This is a genomic window from Microbacterium sp., assembly GCF_031180975.1.
Taxonomy (GTDB): domain Bacteria; phylum Actinomycetota; class Actinomycetes; order Actinomycetales; family Microbacteriaceae; genus Microbacterium.
On record NZ_JAPSLI010000001.1, the window covers coordinates 115,521 to 136,215 of the forward strand.

The following is a 20,695-nucleotide window of genomic DNA, read 5'->3' on the forward strand; positions in this document are numbered from 1 at the left end:
GTGTCAAGACCCCGGGGCCGCCGCGCCCCCCGGGGGGGGGGGGGGGGGGCCGCCCCCCCCCCGGCCCCGGCGGCCCCCCCCCCCCCCCCCCCCCCCCCCCCCCCCCGGTGACGAGACTTCTCTTTCAGCACGAGACGGCACGCATGCCGGGCTGTCTCATGCTGGAAGAGAAGTCTCGCGGCTTAGGCGGGGGCGGGGGCGAGCGTCAGGTCAGGGGTTTGAGGTCGGAGGTGCCCGGGACGTCGCCGGCGCGCACCGACGCGAAGGCGGTGTAACCGTCGGCGGCGGCCCGCTCCAGCAGCCCCTTGAAGTTCTTGTTGCGACGCTCCAGGCGTACCCGCCCGCCGTCCGGCAGGGAGCGCAGCAGCGCCGCCTTGTGTGCCAGCAGCTCGGCGACCGGCACGTCGGCGTCGTGCACGAGGACGACGGCGGGTGCGGCATCCGCCTCCCGCTCGGCGACGAGGTCGACGATCCGCTCGAAGCCGATCGAGAAGCCGACCGCCGGCACCTGCTGGCCGAGGAACCGGCCGATCATGCCGTCGTAGCGGCCACCGCCGCCCAGCGAGTAGGCGACCGACGGGTGGGCGAGCTCGAAGATCGTGCCTGTGTAATACCCCATCCCGCGCACCAGGAACGGGTCGAACACGAGCGGGATCTCCCCCTCGGATGCCGTGGCGCGGGCGGCCGCGACGGCCTCTCCCAGCGCGACGAGGTGCCCGACGATGTGATCCGGCGCGTTCTCGGGCAGCGCCTTGCGGATCTGCCGCTCGCCGTACGTGTTGTACTCCATCGTCTGCGGCCGGGCGAGGAAGGCCGCGAAGGCGTCCACGGCGCCTTCTGAGCTGGGTCCCTGAGCCTGTCGAAGGGCACGCTCGCGCAGCTCGGCCGTCACGCCCTCCGCCCCGATCTTGTCGAGCTTGTCGATGGTGATCAGCACGCCGGGGCGTTCGTCCTCGGTGAACCCGAACGATTCCAGCATCCAGTCCAGCACCCGGCGGTCGTTCACCCGCACCTGCCCGCCCTCGAGACCGAGTGCGTCGAGGGTGTCCAGCGAGGCGGCGAGCAGCTCGGCCTCCGCGCGGGCCGAGTCGTCGCCCATGATGTCGATGTCGCACTGCACGAACTGGCGGTAGCGGCCCTTCTGCGGGCGCTCCGCGCGCCAGACCGGTCCGATCTGGATGGAGCGGAACACGGTGGGCAGCTGACCCCGGTTGCTGGCGTAGAAACGCGCCAGCGGCACCGTCAGGTCGTAGCGCAGGCCCAGATCCGAGAGTGCGGCGGGGTCGTCGGCGGCCTCGCGGATGGCATCCGCATCGAGCCCGCGGCGCAGGATGTTGTACGAGAGCTTCTCGTTGTCGCCGCCGATGCCGGCGTGCAGGCGGTCGTACTCCTCCACCACCGGCGTCTCGATCTCGTCGAAGCCGTGCGCGCGGTAGCGCTCGCGGATGACGGCGAGCACACGCTCGCGCCGGGCCTTGTCAGCGGGGAGGAAGTCGCGCATGCCGCGCGGCGGGTTCACGGTTGCCACCCGTCCATCTTCCCAGGTCGCTCCGCCCGGCCTCGAATCGCACGGGTCGGGCGACCACGGCCGTCACTGCTCGGCGGCGCGCACCTCGTCCTCGAGCCGGCGCAGCCGCTCGCGGAGCGCGCGCTCGGCGTCCCAGCCGTTCAGATGCGCCTGCGCGACGAGTGCGAGCAGTGCGTCGCCGAGCTCGGCCTCCGAGGCCGGAGCGGCGGGCTGCCCGGCCGGTGCGTCGACGACCCGCGCAGCGCGGCCGAGGAGCTTCTGCGCGAGAGCCAGAGCGGGCATTCCTCGCGGCACCCCGTCCAGCACGCTGCGCCGCTCGCGCTTCTCGGCGGCCTTCGCCGCGTTCCAGTGCACGAGCACTTCCTCGGGGGTGGTGGCCACGGCGTCGGCGAAGACGTGCGGATGCCGTCGCACCATCTTCTCGGTCAGCCCGCGGGCCACGTCGTCGATGTCGAACGGCGCCTCGGGGTCCTGCGCAGCGATGGCCGCGTGGAACAGCACCTGCCACAGCAGATCGCCGAGCTCCTCTCGGAGCTCGGCGCGAGAGCCGTTCTCGACCGCGTCGATCACCTCGTGCGCCTCTTCTACGAGGTACGGGACCAGGTCGCGGTGGGTGATCCGCTGCGACCACACGCACCGTTCCCGCACCGCCCTCATGGTCTCGGCGGCGTCGCGCAGCGGGTCGTGCTCCACGGGTGCGGTCATGTCGGCCCTCACTCGCTCGCAGCGGAGACCTGGCGGTACCAGCGTGCGCGGAGCGACACGAAGACCGCGGCGAGGGCGAGGGCGATCAGCGAGCCGCCCAGCACGCCGAGGATCGCCTGATCGCGGATGCCGGCGTCGTCGGCGAACGCCAGGTTCGCGAGCAGCAGCGACACGGTGAAGCCGATGCCGCCGAGCGTGCCCGCGGCGATGAGGTCGGCGAACACCAGCCCCGGCGCCGTGCCGCGAGGACGGATCAGCATGCTCACCCAGCCGAACAGCCCGATGCCGATGATCTTGCCGACGGGCAGCGCGATCACGATCCCCCAGAACGCCGGGGACAGCTCGCGCGGCGAGACCGAGGGGATGACCACGAACGCCGCGACGAACGCGAACACCGGCAGGATGAAGCCGTTCACGGTCGGCTCGAGGGCGTGCCGCACGCGTTCGGCCGGCACCGGCGCCATGACCAGCCCGAGCATCACGCCGGCGATCGTGGCGTGGATGCCCGATGCCGCTACGAGCCCCCAGGTGAGCACGCCGACCAGTCCCATGGTGACGGCGATCCCGAGGTGACCCGACGCGTGCAACCAGCGGCTCAGCAGCCAGAACACGGCGACGCAGACCACCGCGAGCAGGAACAGCAGCCAGTCGACGTCGTGCGCGAACAGCACGGCGATGAAGATGATCCCGATGATGTCGTCGAGGATGGCGAGAGCGAGCAGGAACACCCGCACTCCGGAGGGCAGGCCCCTGCCGAACATCGCCAGCACGCCGAGCGCGAAAGCGATGTCGGTGGCGGTGGGGATGGGCCAGCCACCGGCGGTCTCGGGTCCGCCCGCGATCATCAGGTAGACCGCGATCGGCACGATCACGCCGCCGGCCGCGGCGATGGCCGGCTGGACGGCCTTTCGCACCGAATTCAGTTCGCCGTGGGTCAGCTCGTGCCGCAGCTCGATCGCCACCACCAGGAAGAAGATCGCCAGCAGTCCGTCCGAGACCCAGTGCGCCACGGACAGGTCCAGGCCCGTGCCCGGGATCGCGATGTGCGCGTGCAGCACTGCGGCGAGCGCGTCGTGGGTGGGGATGTTCGCCAGCAGCAGACCGAGTCCGGCGGCGGCGAGCAGGAGGAACGCGGGGAACTGCTGACCGCGGAGAGGGTTGGCCGAGATGCGCATCTCCCCCATGCTAGGTGCACCCGGCGGTGCGGCGTCATGCGGGGAGGGGCCCCGGGCCGACCAGGTTAGTCTCGGAACGTGACCCCCGCACACTCCTTCACCGAGCCCACGAACACCGAGGCCATCCGCGTCATCACCCGCTTCGAGGCGTCGAACGGCATCCCCGATGCCATGCGCGCCGACGTGCGGATGCTGGGCGGGCTGCTCGGCCAGGTCCTGCGCGAGTCCGGTACGCCGGGCCTGTTCGAGGACGTCGAGCGTCTGCGCCTGGCTGCCATCCAGGCCGCGGATGCCGAGAGCGACGAGGCCTTCGAGCGCGCCGCCGCCATCGCCGAGTCGTTCACGATCGAACGAGCCGACGAGGTCGCCCGCGCCTTCACCTGCTACTTTCACCTGGTGAACCTCGCCGAGGAGCACCAGCGCGTGCGGGTGCTGCGTGAGCGCGCCGGCCGGCCCGATTCGTCGTCTCGCTCGTCGACGCGGATGCCGGACACCGTCGCCAGCGCGTTCGCGCAGCTGCGCGACGAGGTCGGCGAGGACGAGGCAGAGCGCCGGCTGCGCGGCCTCCGCTTCCACCCCGTCTTCACCGCGCACCCCACCGAGGCCCGCCGTCGGGCGGTGTCGAGCAGCATCCGGCGCCTGTCCGAGCTGCTCACTCAGCACGACACGGCCAGCGAAGGCGGCGCCGAGCAGCGCCGCGCGCGGCGGCGGATGCTGGAGGAGATCGACACGCTGTGGCGCACCGCGCCGCTGCGCGCGCAGAAGCCGACGCCCACCGACGAGGTGCGCACCGTGATGGGCGTGTTCGACGAGACCCTGTTCACCACGGTCCCGCACGTGTACCGGCGGATCGACGACGCACTCCGCGGCGAGGCGTCGGGTGCCAGCGCGCCGGTCGTCCCGGCATTCGTGCGCATCGGCTCGTGGGTCGGCGGCGACCGGGACGGGAACCCGTTCGTGACGGCATCCGTCACCAGGGAGGCGGCCGACATCGCGGCCGACCACGTGTTGCGCGGCCTGGAGCGCGCCCTCGACCGCATCGGCCGCACCCTCACCCTCGACGTCGAGAGCACCCCGCCCAGCGGCGAGGTGGAGGAGCTGTGGCGGCGTTTCGAGCAGGCCGAGCCCGGCCTCGCGGCCGACATCGCCAAGCGCTCGCCCGGTGAGCCGCACCGCCGGCTGGTGCTGTCGTTCGCGCACCGCGTGCATGCCACGCGCGTCGGCGCGTCGGGCGGGTACGGCGCCCCTGAGGAACTGATCGATGAGCTGCGCACGGTGCAGCGCTCGCTGGTCGCCGCTGGCGCACCGCGGCACGCGTTCGGCGGCCTGCAGCACCTCATCTGGCAGGTGGAGACGTACGGCTTCCACCTCACCGAGCTCGAGGTCCGCCAGCACTCCAAGGTGCACGCGCAGGCGCTCGCCGAGATCGAGGCGGGCGGCCCGCTCAGCGCCCAGACCGAGGAGGTGCTGGAGGTGTTCCGCGCCATCGCGGACATCCAGCGCCGGTACGGTCTGCGCGCCGCCGGGCGCTACGTGGTGTCGTTCACCCAGTCCGCCGCCGACCTGGCCGCCGTCCACACCCTGGCGCGGCACGCGCTCGGCGACGACGCCCCGGTGCTGGACGTCGTGCCGCTGTTCGAGACGTTCGCCGACCTGCAGGCGGCCCCCGGCATCCTGGCCGAGGCGGTGCAGTTCCCGCAGTTCCGGGCCCGGATGGCCGAGACCGGCAACCGCCTCGAGGTCATGCTCGGCTACTCCGACTCGTCGAAGGACGTCGGACCCGTGGCCGCGAACCTGGCGCTCTACGAAGCACAACGCAAGATCGCGCAGTGGGCGAAGGAGTCGGGCATCGAGCTCACCCTGTTCCACGGCCGGGGCGGGGCCCTCGGGCGCGGCGGCGGGCCGGCGAACTCGGCGATTCTCGCCCAGCCGCCGCACTCGGTCGACGGGCGGTTCAAGCTCACCGAGCAGGGCGAGGTGATCTTCGCCCGCTACGGCGAGCCGGCGATCGCGATGCGCCACATCGACCAGGTCGCGGCCGCCACCCTGCTGGCATCCTCGCCGACCGTGGAGCAGCGCACCAGCGGCGCGGCAGAGCGCTACGCCGAGATCGCGCGCATCATGGACGCCGCATCGCGGGAACGGTTCTTCTCCCTCGTGCGCGCCGACGGGTTCGCCCCGTGGTTCGCGACCGTCACGCCTCTCGAGGAGATCGGGCTGCTCGCGCTCGGTTCGCGCCCTGCCCGACGCGGACTCTCGGTGGAGTCGCTGGAGGACCTCAGGGCGATCCCGTGGGTGTTCGCGTGGACGCAGGCGCGCATCAATCTGGCCGGCTGGTTCGGTCTGGGCTCGGCGCTGGAGGCCGTCGGCGACGAGCCGGCCCTCCGCGAGGCGTACCGGGAATGGCCACTGCTGCGCACCATGATCGACAACGTCGCGATGAGCCTGGCGAAGACGGACGAACGCATCGCGCGCCGCTACCTCCAGCTCGGCGACCGCGACGATCTCGCGCAGCTTGTGCTCGACGAGCTGCAGCTCACGACGCGATGGGTCGTCAGCCTCACCGGCGGCGAGCAGCTGCTGCAGAACAAGCCGATCCTGCAGCGCGCCGTGCAGCTGCGCACGCCGTACGTCGACGCCCTGTCGCTGTTGCAGCTGCGGGCCCTGCGCGCCCTGCGATCGCAGGCTGAGGAGCCCGCCGAGGACCCCGAACTGCAGCGCCTGCTGCTGCTCTCGGTGAGCGGCGTCGCGGCCGGACTGCAGAACACCGGCTGATCGTCGGCCGTGCGGCCCCGGCGGATCGTGCCGCTAAAGTGAGTACCCGCGCCCATCCGGCGAAGCACTGCGCGACACGATCGCCTCCTTCAATCCCCCGTTTCAGAAAGCTTCCCGCGTGACCGACACCATCGCCGACTTCCATCCGCTCACCGCTCCCGTTCAGCCCGTCTTCGACACCGTGCGCACCCGCAGTGCGCACGAGCCGGAGTTCCACCAGGCCGTGCACGAGGTGCTGCACTCGATCGGGCCCGTGCTCGACGCGCACCCGGAGTACGTCGAGAACGGCGTGCTGGAGCGACTGGTCGAGCCGGAGCGGCAGATCATCTTCCGGGTGCCGTGGATCGACGATGCCGGGCGCCTGCAGGTCAACCGCGGTTTCCGCGTGCAGTTCTCGTCGGTGCTGGGCCCGTACAAGGGCGGCCTGCGCTTCCACCCGTCGGTGAACCTGTCGATCATCAAGTTCCTCGGCTTCGAGCAGATCTTCAAGAACGCGCTCACCGGCCAGGGCATCGGTGGCGGCAAGGGCGGGTCGGACTTCGACCCGCACGGCAAGAGCGACGCCGAGGTGATGCGCTTCTGCCAGTCGTTCATGAACGAGCTGTACCGCCACCTCGGCGAGCACACCGACGTCCCCGCCGGCGACATCGGCGTGGGTGGGCGCGAGATCGGCTTCCTGTTCGGCCAGTACCGCAAGATCACCAACCGCCACGAGTCGGGCATGTTCACCGGCAAGGGCACCGGCTGGGGCGGCGCCGAGGTGCGCACCGAGGCCACCGGGTACGGCGCGGTGTTCTTCGCCGAGGAGATGCTGGGCGTGCACGGCGAGTCCCTGGACGGCAAGCGCGTGGGCGTCTCCGGCTCGGGCAACGTGGCGATCTACGCGATCCAGAAGGCGCAGCAGCTCGGGGCGACCGCAGTCACGGCATCCGACTCCTCCGGCTACATCCTCGACGAGGATGGTGTCGACGTCGACCTGCTCCGGCAGATCAAGGAGGTCGAGCGCGGCCGCATCGTCGAGTACGCCCGCCGCAAGCCGACGGCGCGGTTCGTCGAGGGCGGCAGCGTCTGGGAGGTGCCGGTCGACATCGCGGTGCCGTCGGCCACGCAGAACGAGGTCAGCGAGGACGACGCCGAGGCCCTGATCGCCAACGGCGTGCGCGCCGTGTCGGAGGGCGCGAACATGCCGTGCGTGCCGGAGGCCGTCGAGGCGTTCCAGAGCGCCGGCGTGCTGTTCGCCCCCGGCAAGGCCGCAAACGCCGGCGGCGTGGCGACCTCCGCGCTGGAGATGAGCCAGAACGCGTCGCGTCAGCGGTGGAGCTTCGACGCCAGCGAGCGCAAGCTGCGCGAGATCATGGCCGACATCCACGACGCGTCGTTCCGTGCCGCAGAGCGCTACGGCTCGCCGGGCGACTACGTCGCAGGCGCCAACATCGCCGGCTTCGAGCGCGTCGCGGCCGCGATGCTGGCCCAGGGCGTGATCTGACCCGTCATCCGGCATCCGTCGCGAAGTGCCGTCGTCCCGCTGGGATCTCGGCACTTCGTGACGGATGGAGGAGCGGATGCCTCAAAGCTGGCGGTCGGCGGCGTGCCGCGCCAGCGACGACCCGTACCGCTCAGTGAGCTGCACCATCAGGTCGGGCGTCTCCCGGTCGACGCCGAAGACATGGCCGGGGAAGTCCAGCTCGGGTTCCGCCGCGGCGATCTCCTCGGCCTGATCCGGCGAGAACAGCCGCACCGGATCGCCCACGGCGACCCAGCCGATCGGCAGCACGGTCCCTTCCGGCAGCACGGCACGGCGCATCACGATCGCGTTCACGCGGATCTCGCAGTGCGCACCGACCAGCGCGCCGTTGAACACCCGGGCGCCCGAGGCGAAGAACACCTCCTCGCCGACGGTCGCGCCCGCGATGCTCGCGAGGGTTCCGATGAGGGTGTGGTCGCCGATGTGCACGGCGTTCGCCGCGGTGGCCCTGATCAGCGCGTTCTCCATCACGATGACGTGCTCGCCGAGGGTGATCGGTCCGCCCTCCGCGGTGATCACGGCGCCGTGCAGCACCTGGCAGTTCGGCCCGATCTCGACGTCGCCGGAGATCACGGCGGTCGGGGCGACGACGGCGGTGTCGTGGATCCGGGGCCGAGCCCCGAGGTGCTCGTACAACATGCCGCCAGACTAGTCCCGCCCGATAGCCCGTGCGCAGTCTTTCTGGCGTGCGGTGTTTCTGGCGTGCGCGTGCGGAGTGCGCGTGACGAATCCCGGATCGACCGGCGCATGCCCGGCGTGTCGCGCGGCGACACGCCGTCGGGCGCGCATGTCGTCCGGGATCTCCGCCACCCGGTATCCCGGGGTCGGCGCCGAGGGCTCCCGCACCACGTGCGCTGCAGATTCCGGCATCCGCGCCACCGATCGATGCAGCGGATGCCGGAAACTGGCGCAGACACGTGACGACGAGCCCGACGGATGCCGGAAACTGGCGCACACGCGCGACGCCCAGCGCGGCGGATTCCGCCGTCTACGCGGTCGTCTTGACGGGCTCCGGGAACAGCGCGGTGAACAGGTTCCCGACCCACTCCAGCAGGTCCGGGCCGTCCGGGCCGGGCATCGGCACGACCAGGGCCTCTCCCCCGCCGACCAGCTTCGCCTTCGGGTACAGCCGCTGCAGACGCACCTTCATGGAGTCCTCGAAGCGCGCCGGGGCGACCCGCAGGTTCGACCCCATCGCCACCACGTCGGTGAGACCCGCGCGCGCGGCCCGGCGCCGCAGGCGCGCCACCTTCACCAGGGTCACGACCTCCTCCGGCGGCGTGCCGTACCGGTCGGTGAGCTCCTCCACCACCAGGTCGATCGCGTCGTCCGCCGCGGATGCCGTGGCCGACGACGACAGCTTCTGGTAGGCCTCCAGGCGCAGCCGTTCGCTGTCGATGTAGTGCTCGGGGATGCGCGCATCCACCGGCAGTTCCAGACGCAGCTCGGCATCCGTCGCGGTGTCCTCGCCGCGGAAGGTCGCCACGGCCTCGCCGATCATCCGCAGGTACAGGTCGAAGCCGACGCCCGCGATGTGGCCGGCCTGCTCCGCGCCGAGCAGGTTGCCCGCGCCGCGCAGCTCGAGGTCCTTCAGCGCCACCTGCATGCCGGAGCCGAGGTCGTTGTTCACCGCGATGGTCTGCAGCCGGTCGGCGGCCGTCTCGGACAGGGGCCTCATGTCGTCGTACAGGAAGTACGCGTACGCGCGCTCGCGTCCGCGGCCGACGCGTCCGCGCAGCTGGTGCAGCTGCGACAGACCGTACTTATCAGCGCGGTCGATGATGATCGTGTTGGCGTTGGAGATGTCCAGGCCGGTCTCGATGATCGTGGTGGACACCAGCACGTCGTACTTGCGCTCCCAGAAGTCGTCGACGACCTGCTCCAGCTGGTGCTCGCCCATCTTGCCGTGCGCGACCGCGATGCGCGCCTCCGGCACGAGTTCGGCGAGTTCCGCGGCCACGCGCTGGATCGACTGCACCCGGTTGTGCACGAAGAACACCTGTCCCTCGCGGAGGATCTCCCGGCGGATCGCCGCCGCGATCTGCTTGTCGCTGCGCGGCCCGACGAACGACAGGATCGGATGCCGGTCCTCCGGCGGCGTCTGGAGGGTGGACATCTCCCGGATGCCGGTGACCGCCATCTCCAGGGTCCGCGGGATCGGCGTGGCGCTCATCGCCAGGATGTCGACGTTGGTCTTCAGCTTCTTCAGGGCGTCCTTGTGCTCGACGCCGAACCGCTGCTCCTCGTCGATGATGAGCAGGCCGAGGTCCTTGAACCGCACCTGCTCGGTGAGGATGCGGTGCGTGCCGATCACCATGTCGATCGAACCGTCCAGCAGACCCTGCACCACCTGGCGGGCCTCCTTGTCGGTCTGGAAGCGCGACAGCGAGCGCACCTTCACCGGGAACCCGGCGAAACGCTCGGTGAACGTCTCCAGGTGCTGCTTCACGAGCAGCGTGGTCGGCACCAGCATGGCGACCTGCTTGCTGTCCTGGATGGCCTTGAACGCTGCGCGCACGGCGACCTCGGTCTTACCGAACCCGACGTCGCCCGACAGCAGCCGGTCCATCGGGATCGGCCGCTCCATGTCGGCCTTGATCTCGTCGATGGTCTGCAGCTGGTCGGGGGTCTCCGCGAACGGGAACGCCTCCTCCAGCTCTCGCTGCCACGGGGTGTCCGGTCCGAACGCGTGCCCCTTGGCGCTCATCCGCGCCGAGTAGAGCTTGACCAGCTCGACGGCGATGTCGCGCACCGCCTTGCGCGCCCTGCCCTTGGCCGCGGCCCAGTCGCTGCCGCCCATCTTCGACAGGGTCGGCGCCTCGCCGCCGACGTACTTCGACAGCAGATCGAGCTGGTCGGTGGGCACGAACAGCTTGTCGCCCGGATAGCCGCGCTTGGACGGCGCATACTCCAGCACCAGGTACTCGCGGGTCGATTTCACGGCATTGCGGCCGCCGCTGGACACCTCGCGCTTGGTCAGTTCCACGAACCGGCCGATGCCGTGCGTGGTGTGCACGACGAAGTCGCCGGGCTTCAGCTGCAGCGGGTCGACGACGTTGCGGCGGCGGGATGCGAGCTTCTTGACGACGCGCTGGTCGCCGCCGATCGTGCGCCCGTAGAACTCGTTGTCGGTGAGCACCGCCAGCCGGGCGTCCGCGACCTGGAAGCCGGACTCGACCGACCCGGTGACGAGGGTGGCGACACCCGCCTCGGGCGCCTCAGCGAGGTCGTCGACCATGCGCGCGGCGATGCCGCGGTCGCTGAGCACGTCGCGGGCGCGTTCCACCAGTCCGTGCCCCGACGCGATGACGACGACGCGCCAGCCCTCCCGCAGCCGCCCGTCGACGAACGAGATCGCCCCGTCGACGTTGCCGTGGAAGGACGGGATGATGGACGCGCCGAGGTTCGCGGCATCCGCGTCGTCGATGGCGAAGGGGCTCAGCCGCCACCACACGCCGTCACGGTCGCGGACGATCTCCCGCAGCCGCGCGATGGAGAGGAAGTCGCCGGCGCCGAGGTCGATGGGCGCGGACGCCCCCGAGGTCGCCGCGCTCCACGCCGCGTCCAGGAACTCGCGGTTCGTCTCGCCCAGGTTCTGTGCGCGCGCACTGGCCCGCTCCGGGTCGACGACCGCGGCGGCCGTCCCCTCGGGCAGGTACTCGGCGAGGCTCACGAGCGGCCCGGCGACGGCGGGGAGCAGCGACTCCATACCCTCCACGGGGATCCCCTGGGCCATCTTCTCCAGCATCCCGGAGATCGCGGGGAAGCCGCCGACGAGCTGCGCGGCGCGCTCGCGCACCTCGGGGGTGAGCAGCAGCTCCCGGCTGGCGGGCAGCTCGACGACGTCGATGTCGCCGGGCAGCGAGCGCTGGTCGGCGACCGAGAACGCGCGGATCTGGTCGATCTCGTCGCCGAAGAACTCCACCCGCACCGGGTGATCGGCTGTCGGCGGGAAGACGTCGAGGATGCCGCCGCGCACCGCGAACTCGCCGCGCCGCGACACCATGTCCACCCGGGAGTACGCCCGTTCGACGAGGCTCTCCACGGCCTGCTCGAGTTCGGTGCCGCGTACTCCGACGCGCAGCTCGAGAGGAGCCGCGTCGCCGAGGTTCGCCGCCAGCGGCTGCAGGGCCGCGCGGACCGATGCGACGACGACGAGCGGGCGGCTGCCGTCCCACGTGGCGATGCGGCGAAGCGTCTCCAGGCGGCGGCCGACGGTGTCGGGGCTGGGGCTGAGCCGCTCGTGCGGCAGCGTCTCCCAGGCGGGGAAGGTCAGGATCTCGGCGTCGGCGAGGTAGCTGCCGAACGCCGCGGCGACGGTCTCGGCCCGGCGTCCGGTCGGGGTGACGACGAGAGCGGATGCCGGCAGGCCGGCCTGTCCGCGCCGCTCCAGGAGCCCGGCGATGACGGGCACGTCGAGTCCGTCCACGACGGAGATGTCGGCGTCGGTCTTTGCCCAGGCGAGCGCGTCACGGTACAGGTTCGCCTCTTCCAAGGCGCGCAGAATCCCCGGAACAGTCACCGGACGAGTCTAGTCACCACCGCCGACACGGGGGCTGCGGGTGCGACGGAAACCATCGGCGGCGAGGATCGCGAGTGCGACGGCGAGGATGCCGTACACGATCAGGTCCGCGCCTTGCATGCGCTCCCCCAGCAGCAGCGCCACCACCACCAGCAGGACCGGCTCCGCGTAGCTGAGCAGCCCGAACACCGGCATCGACAGCATCGAGGATGCCGCCAGGTACAGGGTCATCGCCAGGGCGCTGGCGAAGCCGATGCCGAGCAGGGCCGCCAGTTCCGCGCCGGGCAGCGGTCCGGGTGCGGCGGTGGCGAGGAACAGCACCGCGACCGGCAGCATCGCGGCCGTCTCCGCGCCGAACACGATCGGCGCGTCGAGGCCGAAGCGCTGGCGCAGCACGAAGTAGAGGGTGTACGGGATGCAGATCACCAGCGTGACCCAGGACAGCTCCGGTGTCCCGGCGAGCTTCACGGCGACGGCGACCGCCGCCATGGCCACCACGAGCCACTGCATCCGGCTGACGTGATGGCGCATCAGGAACCGCCCGCCCAGCACGAGGCAGATCGGCAGCAGCAGGTAGCCGAGCGAAGCGTCCAGCGCGTGGCCGTGCATGGGCGCCCACATGAACAGCCACAGCTGCACGCCCACGATGCCGGCCAACAGGAGCGCGAGCAGCGGCATCCACCACCGCGAGCGCAGCCGTCGCCACAGCACCAGCAGCGCGAGCCGCGCCCCGGGGTGGACCAGCGCGGCGGCATAGCACAGCAGCGTGATGAGCACCCGCCACGCGAACACCACTTCCGCGGACGACGAGACCAGCCCGGCGAGGTAGAAGATGCCGCCGAACAGCGCCGACGCGATCAGTGAGACGGCCACGCCACGCGGCGATGAGTGCTGCACCGGCACGGCCGTCCTCCTTGGTCGTCACGGCCGGCGGCCGCTGTACGGACAAGCCTACGCGGCGGCGGGAGGGGTACCGCTCACTACGCTGGTGCGATGCGCCCCGTGACCCTGCACACCGAACGGCTCGTCCTCAGCATCCCCACCGGCGACGACGTGGATGCGATCACGGCCGCCTGTCAGGATCCGGAGGTGCCGCGCTGGACCACCGTGCCGAGCCCGTACACCCGCGAACACGGCGAGGAGTTCGTCGAGAAGGTCGCAGCGTGGTGGGACGAGGGAGCGGAGACCGTGTGGGCGGTCCGCCGCGACGGCGAGCTCGCCGGCATGATCGGGCTGCACCGCATCACCGAGCACCCGCACGGCGGCGACGCGGAGATCGGCTACTGGGGCGTCGCGCGGTTCCGCGGTCAGGGCGTGATGACCGAGGCAGCCCACGCGGTGGTGAAATGGGCGTTCGGCGAGCTCGGGCTGGTGCGGTTGGGCTGGCGGGCGGTCGTCGGCAACGTGCCGTCTGCGCGCACCGCGCGCGCCGTCGGATTCCGCTACGAGGGGACGCTGCGGCAGGGGCTCACCAGCCCGCGCGGCCGGGACGACGGCTGGATCGGCGGCCTGCTGGCATCCGACGACCGCACCCCGGTCGACTGGCCGGTGCTGTCCTGACTCGAACCGGCCCGGGTCGTTCCCGAAGTCGGATGCCGGTGGCAGGATGAACCCATGCCGGAGATGCCGGAGGTCCAAGGCCTGGTCGACTTCCTGTCCGCCCGCGCGACGGGACGCACCATCACGCGCGTCAGCGTGGGCGCGATCGCGGCGCTGAAGACGTTCGACCCGCCCGTGCACGCGCTGCAGGACGCCACGGTGACCGCTGCGGCCCGGTACGGGAAGTTCGTCGACCTGGCGTGCGGCGACGGCCTGCACCTGGTCTTCCACCTCGCCAAGGCCGGCTGGCTGCGCTGGTACGACGAGCTGCCGAAGACCCTCATCCGCCCCGGCAAGAGCCCGATCGCCGTCCGTGTCGCGTTGAACGACGGGTCCGGGTTCGACCTCACCGAGGCCGGCACCAAGAAGTCGCTCGCGGTGTACGTCGTCCGCGACCCGCAGGAGGTCCCCGGCATCGCTCGGCTCGGACCCGACCCGCTCGACCCGGGGTTCACGCGGGAGGCGTTCGGCGGGATGCTGGCAGGCAAGCGCACCCAGATCAAGGGGCTGCTGCGGGATCAGGCAGTGATCGCGGGGATCGGCAACGCGTACTCCGATGAGATCCTGCACGCGGCGAGGATGTCGCCGTACGCGATCGCCGCCAACCTGGCCGAAGACGACGTCGACCGGCTCTACGAGGCGATGCAGACGACGCTGACGGATGCCGTGAAGGCCGCCTCCGGCAAGCCGCCCGCCGATCTGAAGGACGCCAAGCGCGCCGGCTTCCGCGTGCACGCCCGGCGGGGCGAGGCGTGCCCGGTGTGCGGGGACACCGTCCGCAGCGTGTTCTTCGCCGACCGTTCGCTGGAGTACTGCCCCACCTGCCAGACGGGCGAGAAGCCCCTCGCCGACCGCCGGCTGTCCAGGCTGCTGAAGTGATCGACGGCGCCTTCCGCATGCACGGGAATGAAAACCGATCCCGCGCGTTGAGTACACTCGGAGCATCAACGTGCTCCGGGGTCGGTGAGAATCCGAACCGGCGGTGACAGTCCGCGAACGCCTGCCACAGGCGCCGATCCGGTGGAAATCCGGAACCGACGGTGATGCGAGCAACCGCTCGCTAGTCCGGATGAGAGGCAGCACGCAGCGCGACCGCGCTCGTTCGGCGATCCCCGGAGCCTCGACGGAGGACGACGGATGACAGTGACCGGGGCCGAACGCGACGCCATGTCGCGTGCGCTGGCGCTCGCACTGCACGGACCGCGCGGCGTCAACCCGCAGGTCGGGGCCGTCATCCTGTCCCCTGCCGGCGAGATCCTCGCCGAGGGCTGGCACCGCGGCGCGGGCACCCCGCATGCCGAGGTCGACGCACTCTCTCGGCTTGCCCCCGACCAGGCACGGGGTGCGACGGCCGTCGTCACCCTTGAGCCGTGCAATCACACCGGGCGCACCGGGCCGTGCGCGCAGGCCCTGATCGATGCCGGCATCGCCCGCGTGGTGTACGCGTTGGACGACCCCGGCGCGGCGTCCGGCGGCGGAGCCGATCGTCTGCGCGCCGCGGGCGTCGACGTGGTCGCGGGCGAGCAGGCCGGCGACGCGCACGCGGTCATCGCGGACTGGCTCGAGGTGCAGCGCCTGGGCCGCCCGCATGTCATCGTCAAGTGGGCGCAGAGCCTCGACGGCCGCGCCGCGGCATCCGACGGCAGCAGCCAGTGGATCACCGGACCCGCCGCACGGGCCGACGTGCACCGCCGCCGGGCGCAGGCCGACGCCATCGTCGTCGGCACCGGCACCGTCCTCGCCGACGACCCCGCGCTCACCGCGCGCGACGGCGAGCGTCTACTGCCCGTTCAGCCCGTCCCCGTCGTGATCGGGACGCGCCCGGTGCCGACGGAGGCGGCACTGCGGCGGCATCCGCACGCCCCGCTGCTCTACCCGCACCACGACCTTGCCGCAGTGCTCGCCGACCTGCGCGAGCGGGGCATCCAGACCGTGTTCGTGGAGGGCGGGCCCACGCTGGCCAGCGCGTTCATCGCCGCAGGCCTCGCCGATACGATCCTCGCCTACATCGCCCCCGTGCTGCTCGGCGGCGACCGGCTCGCGCTCACCGACATCGGCGTCACCACCATCGCCGACGCCCGCCGCCTCACCGTCGCCGAGTGGCTGCCGCTCGGCGAGGACCTGCTCGCGATCGCACACCCCGCCGGACGGGAAGAAGGAGCCTGATGTTCACCGGAATCATCGAGGAGATCGGCGAGATCGCCGCCATCACCCCCGCGGGTGACGGCTGGCGGCTCACCGTCCGCGCACCGAAGGCGGCATCCGACGCCGTACACGGTGAGTCGATCGCCGTGTCCGGCGTGTGCCTCACTGTCGTCGACTCCACCGCCGACACCTTCGCCGCCGACGTCATGAAGCAGACGCTCGACGTCTCGGCTCTGGGAGACGTCGCCGTCGGCTCGCGCGTCAACATCGAGAAGGCGATGCCGGTGGGCGCGCGCCTGGGCGGACACATCGTGCAGGGCCACGTCGACGGCGTCGGCGTCGTGCAGGAGGTGCGCCCCGGCGACCAGTGGCGCGTGCTGCGCATCGGCATGCCCGCCGACCTCGCCCCGCTCGTGGTCGACAAGGGCTCGATCAGCGTCGCAGGCACGTCGCTCACGGTCAGCGCCGTCAGCCCCGCACCTTCGCACGGCGCGGGCGTCCAGGCGAGCGCGCACTGGTTCGAGGTGTCGCTGATCCCCGAGACCCTGGAAACCACCACCCTCGGCGCCCTCGCCCCCGGCGACCGCGTCAACCTCGAGACCGACGTCCTCGCCCGACACGTGGAGCGCCTCCTCGCGTTCCGCACCGCTCCGGAAGGAGGCTCCCGATGAGCCTTGCCACCATCCCCGAGGCCCTCGACGCGCTGCGCGCCGGCCGGCCCATCATCGTCGCGGACGACGAGAACCGCGAGAACGAGGGCGACGTGATCCTGTCGGCCGAGCTCGCCACCCCCGAGACGGTCGCCTGGCTGGTGCGCTGGTCGTCGGGCTTCATCTGCGCGCCGATGCCCGCCGACCTTGCCGACAGCCTGAACCTGCCGCCGATGGTCGAGACGAACGAGGACGCCCGCTCCACCGCGTACACGGTGAGCGTGGATGCCGCCGAGGGCATCACCACCGGCATCAGCGCCGCCGACCGGGCCCGCACCCTCAACGTGCTCGCCGACCCGAACTCGACCGCCACCAGCATCATCCGCCCCGGACACGTGCTCCCGCTGCGCGCCGTGGACGGCGGCGTGCGCGAACGCAGCGGCCACACCGAGGCGGCGGTCGAGCTCATGCGCCTCGCCGGACTGCATCCGGTCGGCGCGATCGCCGAGGTCGTGGCGGACGACGGCAGCATGATGCGCCTGCCTGGCCTGATGGAGCTCGGCGAGCGCGACAACGTCCCGGTCATCACCATCGAACAGCTCATCGCGTACCTGAACGTGCACGAACCGCTGGAGCCGAAGGCCCCCCGCTCGCACCCGCGCCGCCGCGTCAGCCTGCGCGCCGACGCCACCGTGCCCACCGAGCACGGCACGTTCCGCTTCCTGGCGTACAAGGACCGCGTCACGGGCACCGATCACATCGCGGTCGTCTCCGGCGAGCCGGGCGAAACGTCGCTGGTTCGGGTGCACTCGGAGTGCCTGACCGGCGAGGCGTTCGGATCGCTGAAGTGCGAATGCGGCCCGCAGCTGCAGGCCGCGCTGGACGCGATCGAACAGGACGGCGGCGTTGTGATCTACATGCGCGGCCACGAGGGTCGCGGCATCGGCTTGATCAACAAACTCCGCGCGTACAGCCTGCAGGAGGACGGCCTCGACACGGTCGACGCCAACCTCGCCCTCGGCCTTCCCGCCGACGCCCGCGAGTACGCCGCTGCGGCCGGCATCCTCGCCGACCTGGGCATCTCGAAGGTGCGCCTGCTGACGAACAACACCGACAAGGTGAGCAAACTGCGCGAGCTCGGCCTGGACGTCGTCGAGCAGGTGCCGCTGATCGTGGGCGTCGGCCCCAACAACCACCAGTACCTCGAGACCAAGCGTGACCGCATGGGCCACATCATCGGCGAGACCGAGTTGGCCGAGGCGCTCGCACAGCGAAAGGATCGCGCATGAGCGGCGCGGGAGCACCGAAGCAGGGCGACATCGACGCGAAGGGCATGCGGGTCGTGGTGGTCGCCGGCACCTGGCATGAAACCATCACGGACGGGCTCATCGCCGGCGCGCAGCATGTGCTCGACGAGGCCGGTGCGTCGCACTCGCTGGTGCGGGTGCCGGGGTCGTTCGAGCTCGCCGTCGCCGCGCAGGCGGCGTTCGCGGGCGGCGCGGACGCGGTGGTCGCGCTCGGCGTGATCATCCGCGGCGGAACCCCGCACTTCGAGTACGTCTCGTCGGCGACCACCGACGGCCTCACCCGGGTGTCGCTGGATGCCGGGAAGCCGGTCGGCTTCGGGGTGCTCACCCTCGACGACGAGAAGCAGGGCCTCGACCGGGCGGGGCTGCCCGGCTCGAAGGAGGACAAGGGCGCGGAGGCGGCGGATGCCGCGCTGCGCACCGCTCTGGTGGTCCGCGAACTCCACGCCTGACCCGTCGCGGTCGTTGAGGGCGCCCGCTTTCGTAGTCGTTGAGCGAGCACGCGCGCAGCGCGAGCGAGACGAAACAGGCTATGAAGCCGTAGTGCCGCGCGGGAGGGCCACGGGATACGCTGAGGGCATGGAGACCCTGCGCCAGATCGTCGTGTTCGTCCACCTCATCGGCTTCGCCACGCTGTTCGGCGCGTGGGCGGTCGAAGCGTTCGGAGGTCAGCGCCGCTTCACCCGCCTGATGCAGATCGGCCTCGCGATCGCCGGCGTGGCCGGGCTCATCCTGGCGGCCCCGTGGGGCCTGGCCGAGGGCGCCGACATGAACTACGCCAAGATCGGCACCAAGCTCGTCGTGCTCCTGATCATCGGGGCGCTGCTCGGCATCGGCTCCGCCCGTCAGCGCCGGGGGGACGCGGTCGCTCCGGCACTGTTCTGGGGCGTCGGCGTGCTCACCCTGCTGAACGCCGGCATCGCCCTGCTCTGGGGCTGACTCAGGCGTCCGACAGGTACTCCAGCTGCGCGCGTGCGGACGCCTCCGCCGCGAACCGGATCCGCCCGTCGACCTCCGGGTAGACCACGTCCACGACCGCGCTGACCGTGTCGTCGTCCGCCGAGGCCGCCCGTCCCAGGGTGCGCAGCGCGGCTTCGATCTCGTCCAGCCGCGCGCGGCGATGCGCGAGCAGCTCGTCGCATATCGCCCGCAGGCTGGGCAGCCGCTCGCCGTGAGCGGGGAGCACCGTCACATCGCCGAGCGCCCGCAGCCGCTCGAGGGTACCGAGGTAGTCCCCCAGCGTGCCGGTGTCGGCGATCACCGTGGTGCCCCGCCCGAGGATGGTGTCGCCGGTGAGCACGCTGGTCCCCTCGTCGTCGCGCAGCACGAAGCACACCGAGTCGGCGGTGTGTCCCGGGGTGGCGAGCACCTCGATCCGGCATCCGCCTGCCTCGATCGCCTCGCCGTCGGCGAGCGGCTCCGCCTCGGCGACCAGTGCGCGGTCCGCCGCCCGCACCGGCGCCCCCGTGCGCTCGTGCAGGGCCGTGGCCGCTTCGACGTGGTCGAGATGGTGATGGGTGAGCAGGATGAGCTCGACCGGCCCGACCGCCAGTACGCGGTCCAGATGCGCGTCGTCCGCCGGCCCGGGGTCGACCACGACCGCGGACGGCGACGACGGATGCCGGATCACCAGCGTGTTCGTGCCGTCGAGCGTCATCGGACCCGGGTTCGGTGCCAGCACCCGCGTGACGAGCGAGCCCCATCGGTCGGTTCTGTCCGTCATCCCGGCGTCCTTCCTCGTCTGCCGCGGCTTCGCCTGCCAGCATAGGCGTCGGGTCCGCACCGAACGGCCCGCATCGGATCCAAGGAGGCATGGTGGAGTTCGGCGACTGGCGGCCGCACACGGTCCGCAGCCAGGAGACGGTCGACGCGACGCGAGTGGCGGGTCTGGCCGCGATCCTCGACGACGGCCTGCCCGCGCCTGAGACCGGCGAGCCGCTGCCCGCGTTGTGGCACTGGGTGGCGCTGCCGCGCTGGGCCGGCTCGGGCGAGCTCGGTGTCGACGGGCACCCGCGACGCGGCGGGCTCCTGCCGCCCGTCGATCTGCCGCGCCGGATGATCGCCGGTGGCGAGGTGACGATGTACCGCCCGCTCCGCGTCGGCGAGACCGTGCGGCGCGAGTCGCACGTCACCGCCGTACAGCGCAAGCACGGCAGGTCCGGTCCCTTCGTCCTCGTCTCGGTCGGCACCCGCATCGCGGGCGAGGACGGCGATTCTGCGCTCACCGAACGTCTCGACCTCGTCTACCGCGAAGCGCCGCGCGACCCGGCATCCGATCGGCTGCCCACCGACGCCGTCCCCGCCCCGCCACTGCACCGCGACGACGATGGCTGGATGCTGCGCACCGACGCGACACTGCTGATGCGGTTCTCTGCACTGACCGCGAACGCCCACCGCATCCACTACGACTGGCCGTACGCGACCGAGGTGGAGGGCTACCCGGGGCTGGTCGTGCACGGCCCCCTCCAGGCGGTCGCCCTGGCCGAGACACACCGACTGGACGGCGGGCGTCCCCCGGCCCGGGTCGGGTACCGTGCGAACGCTCCGCTGTTCTGCGGGCAGGGCGCGCGCCTGCGGCACGAGGCCACCGCCGACGGCATCCGTCTCTCCCTCGTCGCCGACGGCGCGGGCCGGCCGGGTTTCGTCGTGCATCTTCACGGATGAACGCCGGCACGTCCCGACCCGCCACTATGATCGAGCCATCGCCGGCAGGCGCGCGTCGATGAGGCAGTGCGCGCCACCGCGGCGCCGCCGACCGGCGACG

Annotated in this window: 17 protein-coding genes and 1 riboswitch; of the genes, 10 read left to right on the forward strand and 7 right to left on the reverse strand. The window is 71.7% G+C overall.

The window, feature by feature from the left end:
* Nucleotides 1–205: 205 nt before the first annotated feature.
* From hisS to RIF65_RS00605, 3 genes are all read right to left on the reverse strand, one after another.
* A complete protein-coding gene (hisS, locus tag RIF65_RS00595) occupies nt 206–1,501 on the reverse strand; it encodes a histidine--tRNA ligase (RefSeq protein ID WP_309064769.1) in 1,296 nt (431 codons plus the stop codon).
* A 90-nt stretch (nt 1,502–1,591) separates the two neighbouring features.
* Entirely contained in the window at nt 1,592–2,233 is a 642-nt protein-coding gene (locus tag RIF65_RS00600) for a MazG family protein (RefSeq protein ID WP_309064753.1), read from the reverse strand.
* 8 nt (nt 2,234–2,241) lie between these two features.
* On the reverse strand, nt 2,242–3,408 hold the full coding sequence (locus RIF65_RS00605) for a Na+/H+ antiporter NhaA (RefSeq protein WP_309064752.1): 1,167 nt from the start codon (nt 3,406–3,408) through the stop codon (nt 2,242–2,244).
* Between the two features lie 78 nt (nt 3,409–3,486).
* On the opposite strand from RIF65_RS00605, the gene RIF65_RS00610 reads away from it, so the two are divergent.
* Together RIF65_RS00610 and gdhA are read left to right on the forward strand one after the other, a co-directional pair.
* Nucleotides 3,487–6,183 (forward strand): phosphoenolpyruvate carboxylase, encoded by a 2,697-nt coding sequence (locus RIF65_RS00610; protein WP_309064751.1) that lies wholly within the window; start codon nt 3,487–3,489, stop codon nt 6,181–6,183.
* A 118-nt stretch (nt 6,184–6,301) separates the two neighbouring features.
* The gene (gene gdhA, locus RIF65_RS00615; RefSeq protein ID WP_309064750.1) at nt 6,302–7,669 is read left to right on the forward strand and encodes an NADP-specific glutamate dehydrogenase; all 1,368 of its coding nucleotides are present in this window, start codon (nt 6,302–6,304) and stop codon (nt 7,667–7,669) included.
* An 81-nt stretch (nt 7,670–7,750) separates the two neighbouring features.
* On the opposite strand, the gene RIF65_RS00620 is transcribed toward gdhA, so the two are convergent.
* The 3 genes from RIF65_RS00620 to RIF65_RS00630 all read right to left on the reverse strand — a co-directional run bounded on the left by RIF65_RS00620 (nt 7,751) and on the right by RIF65_RS00630 (nt 13,133).
* Nucleotides 7,751–8,347, reverse strand: a complete 597-nt coding sequence (locus tag RIF65_RS00620; protein ID WP_309064749.1) for a gamma carbonic anhydrase family protein — start codon at nt 8,345–8,347, stop codon at nt 7,751–7,753.
* Between the two features lie 349 nt (nt 8,348–8,696).
* Nucleotides 8,697–12,230: a transcription-repair coupling factor gene (gene mfd, locus RIF65_RS00625; RefSeq protein ID WP_309064748.1), complete on the reverse strand. Its 3,534-nt coding sequence runs from the start codon at nt 12,228–12,230 to the stop codon at nt 8,697–8,699.
* A 9-nt stretch (nt 12,231–12,239) separates the two neighbouring features.
* Nucleotides 12,240–13,133, reverse strand: a complete 894-nt coding sequence (locus tag RIF65_RS00630) for an EamA family transporter (protein WP_309064747.1) — start codon at nt 13,131–13,133, stop codon at nt 12,240–12,242.
* A gap of 90 nt (nt 13,134–13,223) precedes the next feature.
* Between RIF65_RS00630 and RIF65_RS00635 the strand changes: the two genes are divergently transcribed.
* The 7 genes from RIF65_RS00635 (at nt 13,224) to RIF65_RS00665 (ending at nt 18,870) form a co-directional block, all read left to right on the forward strand.
* Entirely contained in the window at nt 13,224–13,790 is a 567-nt protein-coding gene (locus RIF65_RS00635; RefSeq protein ID WP_309064746.1) for a GNAT family N-acetyltransferase, read from the forward strand.
* Nucleotides 13,791–13,844: 54 nt separating this feature from the next.
* The gene (locus RIF65_RS00640) at nt 13,845–14,708 is read left to right on the forward strand and encodes an Fpg/Nei family DNA glycosylase (protein ID WP_309064745.1); all 864 of its coding nucleotides are present in this window, start codon (nt 13,845–13,847) and stop codon (nt 14,706–14,708) included.
* 67 nt (nt 14,709–14,775) lie between these two features.
* Nucleotides 14,776–14,915, forward strand: a riboswitch (FMN riboswitch).
* 51 nt (nt 14,916–14,966) lie between these two features.
* Nucleotides 14,967–15,995, forward strand: coding sequence for a bifunctional diaminohydroxyphosphoribosylaminopyrimidine deaminase/5-amino-6-(5-phosphoribosylamino)uracil reductase RibD (ribD, locus tag RIF65_RS00645; RefSeq protein ID WP_309064744.1), 1,029 nt, complete (start codon nt 14,967–14,969; stop codon nt 15,993–15,995).
* Entirely contained in the window at nt 15,995–16,645 is a 651-nt protein-coding gene (locus RIF65_RS00650) for a riboflavin synthase (protein WP_309064743.1), read from the forward strand. Before ribD ends, RIF65_RS00650 begins: the two co-directional genes overlap by 1 nt.
* On the forward strand, nt 16,642–17,913 hold the full coding sequence (gene ribA, locus RIF65_RS00655) for a GTP cyclohydrolase II (protein WP_309064742.1): 1,272 nt from the start codon (nt 16,642–16,644) through the stop codon (nt 17,911–17,913). The genes RIF65_RS00650 and ribA overlap by 4 nt, the downstream gene beginning before the upstream one ends.
* Entirely contained in the window at nt 17,910–18,383 is a 474-nt protein-coding gene (gene ribH / locus RIF65_RS00660; RefSeq protein ID WP_309064741.1) for a 6,7-dimethyl-8-ribityllumazine synthase, read from the forward strand. The genes ribA and ribH overlap by 4 nt, the downstream gene beginning before the upstream one ends.
* A gap of 127 nt (nt 18,384–18,510) precedes the next feature.
* On the forward strand, nt 18,511–18,870 hold the full coding sequence (locus RIF65_RS00665) for a Fe-S protein (RefSeq protein WP_309064740.1): 360 nt from the start codon (nt 18,511–18,513) through the stop codon (nt 18,868–18,870).
* 1 nt (nt 18,871) lies between these two features.
* On the opposite strand, the gene RIF65_RS00670 is transcribed toward RIF65_RS00665, so the two are convergent.
* Nucleotides 18,872–19,654 carry an MBL fold metallo-hydrolase gene (locus RIF65_RS00670; protein ID WP_309064739.1) on the reverse strand — a complete coding sequence of 261 codons (783 nt, stop codon included), beginning with the start codon at nt 19,652–19,654 and terminating at the stop codon, nt 18,872–18,874.
* An 89-nt stretch (nt 19,655–19,743) separates the two neighbouring features.
* Here RIF65_RS00670 and RIF65_RS00675 point away from each other — a divergent pair, with 89 nt between their 5' ends.
* Nucleotides 19,744–20,595, forward strand: coding sequence for an FAS1-like dehydratase domain-containing protein (locus tag RIF65_RS00675; RefSeq protein WP_309064738.1), 852 nt, complete (start codon nt 19,744–19,746; stop codon nt 20,593–20,595).
* The last annotated feature ends 100 nt before the right edge of the window (nt 20,596–20,695 follow it).

Coding starts and splice junctions, on each gene's coding strand:
- hisS (WP_309064769.1), bottom strand. CDS start 1,501: ATGCGCGACTTCCTCCCCGCTGACAAGGCCCGGCGCGAGCGTGTGCTC.
- RIF65_RS00600 (WP_309064753.1), bottom strand. CDS start 2,233: ATGACCGCACCCGTGGAGCACGACCCGCTGCGCGACGCCGCCGAGACC.
- RIF65_RS00605 (WP_309064752.1), bottom strand. CDS start 3,408: ATGCGCATCTCGGCCAACCCTCTCCGCGGTCAGCAGTTCCCCGCGTTC.
- RIF65_RS00620 (WP_309064749.1), bottom strand. CDS start 8,347: ATGTTGTACGAGCACCTCGGGGCTCGGCCCCGGATCCACGACACCGCC.
- RIF65_RS00635 (WP_309064746.1), top strand. CDS start 13,224: ATGCGCCCCGTGACCCTGCACACCGAACGGCTCGTCCTCAGCATCCCC.
- RIF65_RS00640 (WP_309064745.1), top strand. CDS start 13,845: ATGCCGGAGATGCCGGAGGTCCAAGGCCTGGTCGACTTCCTGTCCGCC.
- ribD (WP_309064744.1), top strand. CDS start 14,967: ATGACAGTGACCGGGGCCGAACGCGACGCCATGTCGCGTGCGCTGGCG.
- RIF65_RS00650 (WP_309064743.1), top strand. CDS start 15,995: ATGTTCACCGGAATCATCGAGGAGATCGGCGAGATCGCCGCCATCACC.
- ribA (WP_309064742.1), top strand. CDS start 16,642: ATGAGCCTTGCCACCATCCCCGAGGCCCTCGACGCGCTGCGCGCCGGC.
- ribH (WP_309064741.1), top strand. CDS start 17,910: ATGAGCGGCGCGGGAGCACCGAAGCAGGGCGACATCGACGCGAAGGGC.
- RIF65_RS00665 (WP_309064740.1), top strand. CDS start 18,511: ATGGAGACCCTGCGCCAGATCGTCGTGTTCGTCCACCTCATCGGCTTC.
- RIF65_RS00670 (WP_309064739.1), bottom strand. CDS start 19,654: ATGACGGACAGAACCGACCGATGGGGCTCGCTCGTCACGCGGGTGCTG.
- RIF65_RS00675 (WP_309064738.1), top strand. CDS start 19,744: ATGGTGGAGTTCGGCGACTGGCGGCCGCACACGGTCCGCAGCCAGGAG.